Raw genomic sequence first — 12,375 nt, forward strand, 5'->3', positions numbered from 1 at the left:
TCACCCCCGTGCGGTCGGGCCTTCTCCATGTCCGGAGGTGACCGATGACGTCGTGCAGGACAAGCACCCAACACCCTCCGAACGCCCGTACGGCACCATGGGCCTCATGGAGTCCTACCAGCCACGCCAGGGGCGCCTCACCGCCGAACAGACCGCCATGCTCCTCGGCATCACCCGCGAGAACCTCCGCCTCCTGGTCCACCGAGGCCAACTCCACCGCGTCGGAGGCAGCCCCCGGCGACCCCAGTTCGACGTCGCCGAGGTCACCGACCTCCACGCCACCCGCATGCAACGCACCAACTCCCCCGCCCTGACGCAGCCGTAACACCATGCCGCTTGACGCGCAGGTCAGGCGGGTGTAACGATCTCCACGCACACCCATGTCCGAAACCGGACACACATACAGGCATTGATCACGGCCCCCGAGACCTGAACCCGGGGGCCTTTTCGATGCCTCGGCACCCGCCCGCCGCGCACGAGATCTGGGGAGGTCTCCCGCAGCCGCGTGGGGCCGCGGTACGCGCGCCGGGCGGGTGCCCACCACCCACCCCTGCCGGAGGTCACCGATGCCCACCAGCGACGCCGAGGGCAAGGACTGGTCCCTCACCCGCTTCACCCGCCACCAGCCCAACACCGTCACCGACATCGGCCCCGGAGAAGGCACCTACGCCCGCCTCTTCCGCCCCGAGCACCGCGGCATCTGGTGGACCGCGATCGAGATCCACAAGCCCTACATCGCCAAGTACAAGCTCAAGTCCACCAAGACCCGCAGCATGTACGACGAGATCCACGTCGAGGACGCCCGCCAGTCCGCCGCCCACCTCTTCCACCGCGACCTCGTCATCGCCGGCGACGTCCTCGAACACATGCCACGCCAGGACGCCATCGACCTCCTGAACCGCGTCGAGGCCGCCGGCGCCTGGCACATCCTCGTCAGCGTCCCCATCGTCGACAGCCAGCAGGGCGAAGTCGACGGCAACCCCCACGAGGCGCACCTCCACCAGTGGGGCCAGGACGACATGGATCAGGTCCTCACCGGCCTCGGCGGAACCTTCGAGGCCTACTACGGCGACACCCTCGGCGTCTGGTGGTGGAGCAGGAGGTGACCGGCGCCCAGGCCCTCGGCCTGCTCCTGGCGCACCTCACGGGCGACTACCTCATCCAGTCGCACTGGATGGCCCAGGAGAAGACGAAGCGATGGTGGCCAGCGCTGGCCCACGCCCTGACGTACGGCCTGCCTTTCCTCCTCGTCACCCAGTCCCCGGCAGCCCTCGGCGTCATCGTCGGCACTCACGCCGTCATCGACCGCTACCGCTTGGCGCGCCACATCGTCTGGGCCAAGAACCTGCTCGCCCCGAAGCCCTACCGCCACGCCTGGGCCGACTGCAGAGCCACCGGCTACCCCGACACCACACCGGCCTGGCTGACCGTGTGGCTGATGATCATCGCCGACAACACGGTCCACCTCGCCATCAACGCCGCTGCCATCACCTGGCTGTAAGAGCGAGAGATCACGGAGGCCCCCATGGCTGACACCAGCGCCGGCGGCGGGAACGCCGAGCAGCTGCGCGAGTACTGGACCACTGGACCCGGCGGCGCGAAGATCCGCTGGGGCACGCCCGGCGACTTCGACCGCTGCGTCACCCAGCTGTCCAGGCACATGCCGGGCAAGGCCGAGGGCTACTGCAACCTCCTGCACAAGCGGGCCACCGGCATCTACCCCGCCACCCATGCCAAGCAGGAGGGCGGCGGCTGATGCCGTGGTCGACGAGCAACCGCAGAGCCGAGCTGCCCCCCGACTGGGACAGCGCCGTGCGGCCCCGGATCCTGGCTCGCGATGGACACCAGTGCGTGCGCACCCTGGAGGCCGGCGGCCGGTGCCCGGCGACCACCGCTCTGGAGGTGGACCACATCGGTGATCCTCACGACCACAGCGATGCGAACCTGCAGACACTGTGCCGGTGGCACCACCAGCGCAAGACGGCTCAGGAGTCGGCGGCCGCGCGTCGGCGGAGTCCCCGGGAGCGGCGGGCGAGGCCGGCCGAGCGTCATCCTGGACTGCTGTGAGCGCATATCCATGCACCGAACGGGCCATGATCGCGTGTCTGACCTGGGGGGATACCCCTTGATCGTCTTGGCGCCGACCGCAAGCGTATAGGCGCTGGCTCCGGCTACGGGTCTGGGAGGTTCGGGCCGCCCCGGGTGGCCTGCGCTGATCACTCAGCGCGTCTGCCGGTGCATGATCGGCGCATACTCATGCAGCCGTATTACTGCTGGTTGTGCGCTTGTAGCCGTAACACGGTGCCGCTAGGGTGGTCGTCATGTCCTCACGCCCCGTCACTCGCCGCCCGCGCTGCGAGCGTTGTCCGGCACCACTGCCGGTACGGGCCAGGGCGGATGCCCGTTACTGCTCCGCAGCATGCAAGCAGGCCGCCTACCGCGAGCGCCGAGCCGCCGAGACCGGCGGCCTGCCCCGCGAGATGACGGCGAAGGCCCGCTGGGTCCGCCACTCGGCACGCAAGGTCCCGCTCACGACCCACGGCCGGCCCGCGAGCAGCACCAACCCGGCCACCTGGTCCGACTTCCCGAAGGCTCACCGGTCTCGGGTGGGCGCCGGCATCGGGTACGTCCTGACGAAGGGGGACGCTGTCGTGTGCCTCGACCTCGACCGGGTGATCCGTGAGGACGGCTCGCTGGTGGAGTGGGCCGACCAGCTGCTCCGCCAGGTCCCGGACACCTACATCGAGGTCTCGAGGTCCGGCCGTGGCCTGCACGTGTTCGGCAAGGGCTCTCTTCAGGGCCGGGGTCGCCGGTGGATGTACGCCGACGGCACGGGCCTCGAGGTCTACGCGGACGGCCGGTACATCGCGATGACGGGTGAGCGGTGGCGCAAAGCTCCGGCGTCACTGGGTGATCTGAGCGAGGTCCTCGCGACGCTCACGTAGCGGCAAGGGGGTGAGCCGATGGCCGGCCGTGGCCCCCAGCCGAAGAACCCCGGCCGCCGTGCCCGGGCGAACAAGGACCCCGTCCCCCAGACGATCCTGCGGTTCGAGCAGGCAGAGCCCCCGGATCTACCGACGCTGTCGGTGATGAAGGATGGCGAACTCGTCGAGTACGCGTGGCCGGCGCGGACGCTGGACTGGTGGGAGATGTGGAAGGCCTCCCCCCAGGCCGAGCACTTCTCGTCGACCGACTGGGACTTCCTCCTCGACACGGCCGTGGTCCATGCCCGCCTGTGGTCGGGGGAGATGTCGGCGGCCGCCGAGCTGCGGCTGCGGGTCGCCAAGTTCGGGGCGACCCCCGAAGACCGGGCGAGGCTGCGGATGCAGTTCGCCGCAGCGGACGAGGCGGACGGCAAGCGGCCCGAAGGCTCCATGCGCTCAGCACGGGAGAGGCGAGGGGTCCTGCGCGCGCTGCCGCCCCCGGAGGAGCCGACAGGGGGGTGAGCGATGCCCTGGAGGCCGCCGGAGCCCGGCGCCGTCCCCACGCTCGGGTTCGAGGTGATCGACTGGATCACTGCCTTCCTGGCGGCCCCGGACCGGCCGGAGTACGAGCCGTTCGTGTTGTACCCGGAGCAGGAAGACTTCGTGCTCCGGTACTACGAGATCAACCCCCGTACGGGTAAGCGCCGGTTCCGGCGCGGTGTGATCAGCCGCCCGCGTGGCTGGGGGAAGTCGCCGTTCCTGGCGGCGCTGTGCATCGTCGAGGCGCTGGGGCCGGTGGTGCCGGACGGGTGGGATGCCGACGGCCAGCCGGTGGGGATGCCGTGGTCGGAGGTACGCACCCCGCTGGTGCAGATCGCTGCGGTGTCCGAGACGCAGACGAAGAACACCTGGGTGCCGCTGCTGGAGATGCTCGAGGGGCCCGTCCTGGACGCCTATCCGGGGCTGGAGCCGCTGGACACCTTCGTCAACCTGCCCCGGGGCCGGATCGAGCCGATCACCTCCTCGGCGCGCACGGTCAAGGGCAACAAGCCGGTCTTCGGGGTCCTGGACCAGACCGAGGAGTGGGTGAAGTCCAACGGCGGTCCGCGGCTGGCGCAGACCATGCGGATCAACGCGGCGAAGGTGGGCGGCACCACGATCGAGTCCCCCAACGCGTTCATCCCCGGCGAGGGCAGTGTCGCTGAGGAGTCGGCCCAGTTCTGGGCGAAGATCCGCGAGGGCAAGGCCCGCGACGACGGTCTCTACTACGACCACCGCGAAGCACCGCCGGAGACCGACCTCGAGGACCGGGTCTCGCTGCTGTCGGGGCTGGCGTACACGTACGGCGACTCCGCCGACCGCAACGGCGGGCACGTCGACCTGGACACCCTCGTCGCGACGATCTGGGACCCGTCCACGGACGTCCAGGTCGCGCGCGCCGACTTCCTGAACCAGATCACGCACGCCTCCGACTCCTGGCTGTCCCAGCCGGAATGGGCGGCCTGCGCGGCGCCGGGCACGGTCGTCGCCGACCGGGACGTGATCGTCCTCGGCTTCGACGGATCGCGGCGCCGCAACCGCGGTGTCACGGACGCGACTGCCCTGATGGGCTGCCGTGTCTCGGACGGGCATCTGTTCCAGCTGCGGGTGTGGGAGCAGCCCGAGGGCCCGGGCGGGGATGAGTGGCAGGTGCCGGTGGGTGAGGTCCTGGCGGAGGTGGATGAGGCCTTCCGCCGCTTCAAGGTGATCGGCATGTACGCCGACCCGGCGAAGTGGGAGAACCACATCGTGGCGTGGGAGGCGGAGTACGGCTCGCGGCTGTTGGTGAAGTCGTCGCTGGCGCATCCCATCGAGTGGTGGATGACTGGCGGGCGGGCCCTGCAGATCGTGCGGGCGACGCGCTCCTTCCACGACGCGGTCACCGACCAGGAGCTGACGCACGACGGGTCGTCCGCGCTGATGCGGCACGTCCTTAACGCCCGGCGCCGCGAGTCGCGGTCCGGCATCCAGATCGCCAAGGCGCACCCGGACAGCAGCCGGAAGATCGACGCTGCCGTGGCGTCGATCCTCGCGTGGCAGTGCCGACTGGACGCGCTCGCCAAGGGCGCCCAGGTCGAGCGCTCCGGCGTCGTCTACTTCCTGTGAAAGGGGCAGATGTGACGACCCCTGCCGTCCCGGCGGCGGACACCGTCAAGCGGGCCCAGCAGTGCCTGGACGGTCTCAAGGCCGACCGCAAGCTGCTGGACCTGATCGACAACTACGTACGCGGCAAGCACGCCGGCCCGTACACGCCGCGCAACGCGTCGCAGGAGTACCGGATCCTCACGCAGCGCGCGATTTCCAACTTCCTGCCGATGGTGGTGGCCGCGCCGGCGCAGTCCCTGTCGGTGGAGGGATACCAGCGCCAGGGTTCGGACGAGGACGCGCCCGAGTGGCAGGCGTGGCAGGCCAACGGGCTGGATGCCCGGCAGGCCGCCGTGTACCGGGCGGCGATCACCTACGGGCACGCGTTCACGGTGACGCTGCCGCACGAGAAGGACCCGAAGCGGCCGGTTATCCGGGCGCTGTCCGCGCGGAACATGTGGGCCGCGTACGAGGATCCGGCGTCTGACGAGTGGCCGCTGTACGCGCTGGAGATGCCGAAGCTGCCTGGCTCGGATGGCACGGTCAAGGGCCGCTTCTACGACGATGCCCACGTGTACGAGGCGGTTGCCGATGAGGAGAAGGTGACGCTCGGCGCCAGGCGGGCGCACGGCCTGGGCGTGTGCCCGGTGCGCAGGTTCGCGGCGCAGGTCGACCTGGAGGGGCGTACGACCGGTGTGGTGGCGCCGCTGATCCCGCTGCAGGACCGCATCAACCAGAGCGTGTTCGACCTGCTGATCGCGCAGACGTACGGGTCCTTCAAGGTCCGCACGATCTCCGGGATGACCCCGCCGCTGAAGCGGGACCCTGAGACCGGTGAGCCGCTGCTGGACGCGGACGGCAACCCGATCCCGAAGCCGATCACGGCGGATGCGTCGCGGCTGCTGATGGCACCGGACAAGGACACCAAGTTCGGGGCCCTGGACGAGACTCCGCTGAACGGGTACATCGACTCGATCGGCATGTCGGTCCGTCACCTTGCGGTGGTCTCCCAGGTACCGCCGCACTACCTGCTGGGCGACATGGTCAACCTGTCGGCGGAGGCGCTCGCGGCCGCCGAGACGACCCTGATGCGGATGGTCGCCGAGTTCAAACGGGGCTTCGGCGAATCGTGGGAGTCCGACATGCGACTGTGCGCCAAGATCATGGGGCACGAGGAGGCGGCCGGCGACTACTCCTCCCAGGTCCGGTGGGCCGACACGGAGTCGAGGTCGCTGTCGCAGACCGTGGACGCACTTGGCAAGGCCGTGCAGATGCTCGGCGTGCCGAAGCAGGCCGTGTGGACGAAGCTGCCGGGGTTCACCGACACCGACCGCGCGTCCTGGCCGGAGCTGTCCGCGAGCGAGGACTCCTCGCGTGCGCTCGCCGATTCGCTGATGCGGGCGGCTGAGCCCCGTGGCTGACGATGGGGCGCGGCTGACCGAGCAGCACCGCCTGGCCCAGGCGCGGCTCGCGGCGGAGGCGGCCCGGGCGGCCGCGGACGGCTGGCGGCAGGTCTCGCCGACCAACCTGCCCGAGACGTCCGGCAGCTGGCTGAGCCGGACACTGGCGGCGCAGCGCGGATACCGGGGCCGCTCGAGGCGGCTGTCCGCCGCGTACGGGCGGCTGCTGCGGGCGCTGCGGATCGGCCGCACGCTGCCGCCGTATCCGGACGGGCAGCCTGTGATCAGCCAGCCCACCGTCAGCCTGCGTCAGCTGCGTGACGACTTCGCGGCCGCCTCCGGAACTGTGCAGCCGCACGAGCCGGACGACGCCGCGCCCATCGCGTTGGATGACGACTTCGACTGGGACGAGGCTCTGCCGGACGAGGAGGCCGAAGAGCGTCGGGCCACGGTGTCCCTGGTGGTGATGGGCCCGGTCCGTGCCGAGCGCGGCCTGGCCCAGCTGCAGCCGACGCAGGCCGCCGACGGCCGCGGGCGCCTGGACGACGTCGACTTCCTCTCCGAGCTGGACCATGTGATGCGGGACGCCGGCGCCACGGCGGCCTCGGCCGCCGACCGGGACGCGCTGATGGGCGGCCGTGACCTCCTGGAGGGCATGGCCCGCGCGGACCGGGCAGTCATCGGCTGGGCACGCATCACCGCCCCGAACCCGTGCGACTTCTGCGCCATGCTCGCCAGCCGCGGCGCCGTCTACCGCTCCGAGTGGTCCGCGTCGTTCCGCGGACAGGCCGGCCGCTCGGGAGCCGTCGACCGTCCGCCTGGGTGGGAGTCGTGGACGCCGGAGCAGCTCCTCACCTGGGAGGTGGGCCGCGGTATCCAGCGGTTCCACGACAACTGCCACTGCACGATCATCCCCGTCTACTCACGTGAGGACTGGCTGCCCGAAGACAGCCAGGCGTTCCGCGAGTTGTGGGAGGAAGCCACACGAGGCCTGAGCGGTGCGGAAGCCCGCCGGGCGTTCCGCGCGGCCATCGAAGCTCGGAGGCGGCGGGCACGCGCCCGCGGCGTCTCCGTGAGGTAACACCCTTCACCTGTTTCATCTGCCGGTGCGCCCCGGAGGCGGCCGGTTCGTTCTGCTGCCCTGGAGGCGCACCGTCATGACCCAGCCCGTCATCGAGCCCGCACCCGCGCCTGCGGATCCGCCCAGTGTCCCGCCCGCGCCGGCACCGGCTCCCGAACCCGCCCCGCCGGCGCCTCCCGCGCCCGCCGACCCCCCAGCCCCCGCCCCCGTACCGGCACCAGCTCCCGCGCCCGCACCGGCTCCCGCCCCGGCGCCGGAGCCTGCACCCGCGCCCAGCGATCCCGCGCCCGCCCCGGAGGCGGACGACGACGTCGACTGGTCGGACCCGGTCAAGGGCAAGGAGGCCAAGCGGAAGGCCAACCAGGAGGCCCGGCGGCTGAAGGCGGAGAACGATTCGCTGCGCCAGCAGCTGCAGGACCGCGTCGACCCGGCCGAGTCGCAAGCGGCGATCGCCCTGGTCGAGTCCGCCTCCGCCCTCGAGGTCGCCCGCGTGAAGGCCGGTTACAAGTACGGCATTCCCGAGGAGCACCTCGGCCGGCTGCGCGGTGAGACCGCCGAGGAGATCGAGGCCGACGCCAAGGTCCTCGGCGCAGCGTTCGGCGGCTCCGGCGGCGGCCTGGGGCGCGGCGGCCTGGACCCGACCGAGGCCCCGGCCGAGACCGACCCGAAGAAGCTCGCGGCCCAGATCCCGCGCTTCCACTGACCACCAGCCCCTCCCCGGGGCTCCAGACCCCGAGGAGGGGTTGATTCATGGCCAACGCATTCCTGAAGCCGGAAGTCATCGCGGCGACCGCGCTCGGGCTGCTGCAGCGCGAGATCGTGCTGCCGCAGCTCGTGTGGAACGACGCGATCAGCGACTTCGCCGGCGCCAAGGACGACACCGTCTCCATCCGCGTGCCGGGCCGCCTGCAGGCCCGCGAGTACGGGTGGCGCAACAACCGCAGCTCCGAGATCGTCCTCGACGAGCTGTCCGAGTCGAAGATCGACGTCAGCCTCAACCACGACATCTACTCGGCCGTGGCGGTGACCGACGAGGAACTCACCCTCGACATCAAGGACTTCGGCACCCAGGTGCTGTCCCCGCAGACCTACGCCATTGCCCGCGCGGTGGAGGACCTGCTCGTCACCACGATCGAGGGCGCGACCTACGCGACCACGATCACCATCGACGAGGACGACCCGTTCCGCGCCGCGGTCGCCGCCCGTACGGCGCTGAACAAGGCCGAGGTGCCGCGCGACGGGCGCGTGCTCCTGGTGGGCGCGGACGTCGAGGCCGCGATGCTCAACTCCGAGCTGCTCAAGCGGTTCGACGAGTCCGGCTCGGACGGGGCGCTGCGCGAGGCGACGATCGGCCGGTACGCCGGCTTCACCGTCGTCGGCTCCAACGCCATCGACCCCGGCAGCGCGTACGCCTTCGTCCGCAGCGCGTTCATCTTCGCGATGCGCGCCCCGGCGATCCCGGCCGGCGTCGCCTTCGGCCAGTCGCTGTCGGACTCCGGGGTGGCGATGCGGTGGATCCGCGACTACGACCCGATGCGGCTGCGGGACCGGTCGGTGCTCAACACCTTCGTCGGCACGGCGGTCGTGCGGGACAACACCGCCGCAGCCGACGACCCGGAGAACCTGGAGCTGGTGCGCGCGGTCAAGCTCCAGCTCGCCGGTTCCAGCTCCGGCTCCTGAGACGGGGAGGCGATCTGAGATGGCACGTCCTCCGCTGGCGTCGGTGACGGACCTGGAGCAGCGCCTGAAGGTGTCCCTGCAGGGCGATGACCGCACGCAGGCGGAGGCGTACCTCTCGGACGCCTCCGCGCTCGTGCGGACCTACGGGCTGCCGTGGCCGGACCCGGACACGGCCCCCGACATCGCGGTCACGATCACGCTGGCCGCTGCCGAGCGCAAGGTCCGCAACCCCGAGGGCTACCGGATGGAGATGGAGGGCAGCTACCAGTACCAGCTGCCCGCCAGCCTCCCCTCCGGCGTCGGCCTGACGCAGGACGAGATCGACATCCTGCGGCAGGTGTCCGGCTCCGGCGGCCTGCAGTCCGTCGAGATCCAGCGTCCCTACCGGGTCGACGACACCTTCTACGCCCCCGTGGCCGGTTCGGCGGAACCGATCCCGTGGGGCGTTCCCGGCGACCCGGGGGCCCCTCGGTGAAGCGGCTGACGGTGGTGGCGCGGCTGCACGGCTACCCGCCCGACCACAACGCCGGCGCGGAGTGGATGACGCACAGCATGCTGCGAGCCCTGGCGGCACGCGGCCACGACGTGCGCGTCCACCTCTTCCGCTCCTCGTCGTTCTGGGGCCGCTACGCGCTGCAGGGCGTGCAGGTGTGGCCGATGAACTCAGCAGCCCGCACGCCCGGCGCGCTCGGCGCGGTCGCCGACGTGGTCCTCTCACACCTGGAAGGCGTGCCGTACGCCAAGGAAGCCGGCCGGAGCGGCGGCGTGCCGGTCGTCAGCATCTGCCACAACACCATGGCCCAGACCTTCCAGGAGGCCTCCGGTGTGGATCTGGCGGTCTACAACAGCCAGTGGATGCGCGTCGAGGCCGAGGCGTTCTACGCAGGCGGCGCCCTGGAGGCGCCGCGACGCACGCTGGTGGTGCGGCCGCCGGTGTTCGCCGAGGACTACCGCACCAACCCCGGGGACCTGGTGACGCTGGTCAACCTCAACGACAACAAGGGCGGGGCCCTGTTCTGGGAACTCGCCCGCCGCATGCCGGATGTGCAGTTCCTCGGCGTGCGCGGCTCGTACGGCGACCAGATTGTCGAGCAGCTGCCCAACGTCCAGGTCCTCGCGCACATCCCCGGCTCCGGGATGCGCGAGCACGTGTACGGTCGCACCCGCATCCTGCTCGCGCCTTCCGAGTACGAGTCGTGGGGGCGGGTCGCGGCGGAGGCCTGCGCGAGCGGGATCCCCGTCCTGGCTCATCCCACCCCGGGCCTGAGCGAGTGCCTGGGCGGCGCCGGGACCCTGCTGGACCGGGCGGACCCGGACGCCTGGGAGAAGGCGATCCGGCGTCTGCTCGCCGAGCCCGCCGTGTGGGAGGAGGCTTCGGCGGCCGCCAGCCGCCGCAGCCTCGAACTGGACCCGGCCGACGAACTCCAGGCCTGGTGCGAGGCGGTGGAGGAGGTGGCCGGGTGAGCCTGCTCGACACAGGCCCGGAGACCATCACCGTCTACCCGGCAGGCCCCCCGGATCCCGACGGCTCCCCGACCGAGGGGGCCCCGGTGACCGTGAAGGGCTGCCGAGTCCAGCCGCAGTCGTCTACCGCTGGCGAATCCGACGGCTACCAGGACGCCACCACCTACCGGGTGCTGCGCCGTTCGCTGCCCGCCGGGCCGTGGGCGCGCGTCACCTGGGACGGCCGTGACTACACGGTCGTCGGCGAGCCGTCCCACTACCGGGGATCGCTGCGGGTCTCGCACGACGTCGCCGTGATCCGCAGGAGGTGACCTTGTGGCGCAGGTCGACCGCAACCTCGAGTCCTACCTCGCCCATCTGCCCGCCGTCCGCGCCGAGATCCGTGCACTGGCCGAGGCGAGGGCCGCCCGCATGCGGGCCGTCGCCGCCACTCGGCAGAACACCGGCGACTTCGCCCGGTCCTTCAAGGTCGAGCACGGCAGCACCGACTCCGTCATCTACTCCGATGACCCCAACGCCCTGTCCAAGAACTACGGGCACACCGCACCCGACGGCACCTTCGTCGACGGCGTGCACGCCTTCGAGGCAGGCATCTCATGACCCCCGTCCTGCCCGACGCCGACACCCTCGTACGCCGGATGTACGAGACGGCGTTCCCGGACGCCACCGTCGTCAACATGTGGCCCAGCGACTGGGCCGACCGTCTGCCACTGCTGGTCGCCCGCAAGGTGCCCGGCGCCGGCGCGGTCGACCCGCGCGGCCTGGACCGCTCCACCATCTCCGTGACCGCCTGCGCCGCCGACCGGGCGGCGGCCTCGCTGATGGCCCGCCAGGCCCGCACCGCCCTCTTCGACGCGTGCGTCGCCCAGTTCTCCGACACCGAAGCAGGCGGCTACCTCAGCCACTTCACGGAACTGGTCGGACCGTTCTGGCAGCGCGCCGGAGACGCGTCCCTCAATCACTCGGGTGTGTACCGCTACGAGGCGACCTACCAGGTCACCTCGCGCCCGCACCTGTAGCCACCCCGTCCGTGCCGCCCGGGACCTGCGGCACCCACCCACGCCCGTCGGGCGAAGGAGAAACTCATGCCTCTGCAGGATGACGCGCCCATCGTCCCGGGCACCGGGTACCTGTACCTGGCCGACCCGGACACCGCCAAGCCCACCGACATCACCGACCCGCTCAACCCCGGGGCGCCGTGGGTCAACTTCGGCCACACCAGCCGGGAGGAGATGCCGGAGTTCGGCCGGGACGGCGACGACCCCACCACCATCGGCTCCTGGCAGAACTCCAAGCTCCGCCAGACCTCGCCCGACGTCACGTACTCGCTGACGTTCCAGTCGGTGCAGTCGACCGTCGACACCTACCAGCTGTACTTCGGCGCCGGCCCCGAGAAGATCCAGGGCGACGGGTCCTTCCGGATCCCGGCCACGCCGACCCCGCAGATCAAGGCGCTGCTGATGATCCTCGTGGATGGGTCCAGCTTCCTGCCGCTGTGGCACCCGCGCACCAGCCTGCTGGGCTCCGACGCGATCTCCCTGGACGTGGAGAACTTCGTCTCCTACCCGATCACGGGCACGTTCCTGGGCTCCACGCTCCTCGACGGCGACATCGGCGAGTGGGCGGCCATCCTCCCGGCCTCCTCCAGCTGAGGCCCTCATGCCCTGCCGCCCGGTACCGGTCCCGTACCGGGCGGCAGGCC

Annotated in this window: 18 protein-coding genes; all 18 read left to right on the plus strand. The window is 71.2% G+C overall.

Annotated features, from left to right (window positions below):
• Window positions 1–37 precede the first annotated feature (37 nt).
• The 18 genes from HW837_RS00810 (at window position 38) to HW837_RS00895 (ending at window position 12,325) form a co-directional block, all read left to right on the plus strand.
• Window positions 38–325 carry a hypothetical protein gene (locus tag HW837_RS00810; protein ID WP_237269796.1) on the plus strand — a complete coding sequence of 96 codons (288 nt, stop codon included), beginning with the start codon at window positions 38–40 and terminating at the stop codon, window positions 323–325.
• Window positions 326–566: 241 nt separating this feature from the next.
• Entirely contained in the window at window positions 567–1,106 is a 540-nt protein-coding gene (locus tag HW837_RS00815; RefSeq protein ID WP_193383397.1) for a class I SAM-dependent methyltransferase, read from the plus strand.
• Window positions 1,088–1,501 (plus strand): DUF3307 domain-containing protein, encoded by a 414-nt coding sequence (locus HW837_RS00820; protein WP_196791475.1) that lies wholly within the window; start codon window positions 1,088–1,090, stop codon window positions 1,499–1,501. Before HW837_RS00815 ends, HW837_RS00820 begins: the two co-directional genes overlap by 19 nt.
• 24 nt (window positions 1,502–1,525) lie before the next feature.
• Window positions 1,526–1,756 (plus strand): hypothetical protein, encoded by a 231-nt coding sequence (locus HW837_RS00825; RefSeq protein WP_193383398.1) that lies wholly within the window; start codon window positions 1,526–1,528, stop codon window positions 1,754–1,756.
• Complete coding sequence (locus HW837_RS00830) at window positions 1,756–2,067, plus strand: HNH endonuclease (protein WP_193383399.1); 312 nt, start codon at window positions 1,756–1,758, stop codon at window positions 2,065–2,067. The genes HW837_RS00825 and HW837_RS00830 overlap by 1 nt, the downstream gene beginning before the upstream one ends.
• Window positions 2,068–2,321: 254 nt before the next feature.
• The gene (locus HW837_RS00835) at window positions 2,322–2,945 is read left to right on the plus strand and encodes a bifunctional DNA primase/polymerase (protein ID WP_193383400.1); all 624 of its coding nucleotides are present in this window, start codon (window positions 2,322–2,324) and stop codon (window positions 2,943–2,945) included.
• A gap of 18 nt (window positions 2,946–2,963) precedes the next feature.
• Window positions 2,964–3,446 carry a phage terminase small subunit gene (locus tag HW837_RS00840; RefSeq protein WP_193383401.1) on the plus strand — a complete coding sequence of 161 codons (483 nt, stop codon included), beginning with the start codon at window positions 2,964–2,966 and terminating at the stop codon, window positions 3,444–3,446.
• A gap of 3 nt (window positions 3,447–3,449) precedes the next feature.
• Window positions 3,450–5,069 carry a terminase gene (locus HW837_RS00845; protein ID WP_193383402.1) on the plus strand — a complete coding sequence of 540 codons (1,620 nt, stop codon included), beginning with the start codon at window positions 3,450–3,452 and terminating at the stop codon, window positions 5,067–5,069.
• 11 nt (window positions 5,070–5,080) lie between these two features.
• Entirely contained in the window at window positions 5,081–6,469 is a 1,389-nt protein-coding gene (locus HW837_RS00850; RefSeq protein ID WP_193383403.1) for a phage portal protein, read from the plus strand.
• Window positions 6,462–7,529, plus strand: a complete 1,068-nt coding sequence (locus HW837_RS00855) for a VG15 protein (protein WP_193383404.1) — start codon at window positions 6,462–6,464, stop codon at window positions 7,527–7,529. Before HW837_RS00850 ends, HW837_RS00855 begins: the two co-directional genes overlap by 8 nt.
• Before the next feature lie 76 nt (window positions 7,530–7,605).
• On the plus strand, window positions 7,606–8,232 hold the full coding sequence (locus tag HW837_RS00860; protein ID WP_193383405.1) for a hypothetical protein: 627 nt from the start codon (window positions 7,606–7,608) through the stop codon (window positions 8,230–8,232).
• A 47-nt stretch (window positions 8,233–8,279) separates the two neighbouring features.
• Window positions 8,280–9,209, plus strand: coding sequence for a phage major capsid protein (locus HW837_RS00865; protein WP_193383406.1), 930 nt, complete (start codon window positions 8,280–8,282; stop codon window positions 9,207–9,209).
• Window positions 9,210–9,228: 19 nt separating this feature from the next.
• Window positions 9,229–9,684 carry a hypothetical protein gene (locus HW837_RS00870; RefSeq protein ID WP_193383407.1) on the plus strand — a complete coding sequence of 152 codons (456 nt, stop codon included), beginning with the start codon at window positions 9,229–9,231 and terminating at the stop codon, window positions 9,682–9,684.
• Entirely contained in the window at window positions 9,681–10,673 is a 993-nt protein-coding gene (locus HW837_RS00875) for a glycosyltransferase family 4 protein (RefSeq protein WP_319703403.1), read from the plus strand. Before HW837_RS00870 ends, HW837_RS00875 begins: the two co-directional genes overlap by 4 nt.
• The gene (locus tag HW837_RS00880) at window positions 10,670–10,984 is read left to right on the plus strand and encodes a hypothetical protein (protein WP_193383408.1); all 315 of its coding nucleotides are present in this window, start codon (window positions 10,670–10,672) and stop codon (window positions 10,982–10,984) included. Before HW837_RS00875 ends, HW837_RS00880 begins: the two co-directional genes overlap by 4 nt.
• Window positions 10,985–10,988: 4 nt before the next feature.
• Entirely contained in the window at window positions 10,989–11,273 is a 285-nt protein-coding gene (locus HW837_RS00885) for a DUF5403 family protein (protein WP_193383409.1), read from the plus strand.
• Window positions 11,270–11,692 (plus strand): hypothetical protein, encoded by a 423-nt coding sequence (locus HW837_RS00890; protein ID WP_193383410.1) that lies wholly within the window; start codon window positions 11,270–11,272, stop codon window positions 11,690–11,692. The genes HW837_RS00885 and HW837_RS00890 overlap by 4 nt, the downstream gene beginning before the upstream one ends.
• A 66-nt stretch (window positions 11,693–11,758) precedes the next feature.
• Window positions 11,759–12,325 (plus strand): phage tail tube protein, encoded by a 567-nt coding sequence (locus tag HW837_RS00895; protein WP_193383411.1) that lies wholly within the window; start codon window positions 11,759–11,761, stop codon window positions 12,323–12,325.
• The last annotated feature ends 50 nt before the right edge of the window (window positions 12,326–12,375 follow it).

The organism is Streptomyces caniscabiei (genome assembly GCF_014930365.1).
GTDB classification, from domain to species: Bacteria; Actinomycetota; Actinomycetes; order Streptomycetales; family Streptomycetaceae; genus Streptomyces; species Streptomyces caniscabiei.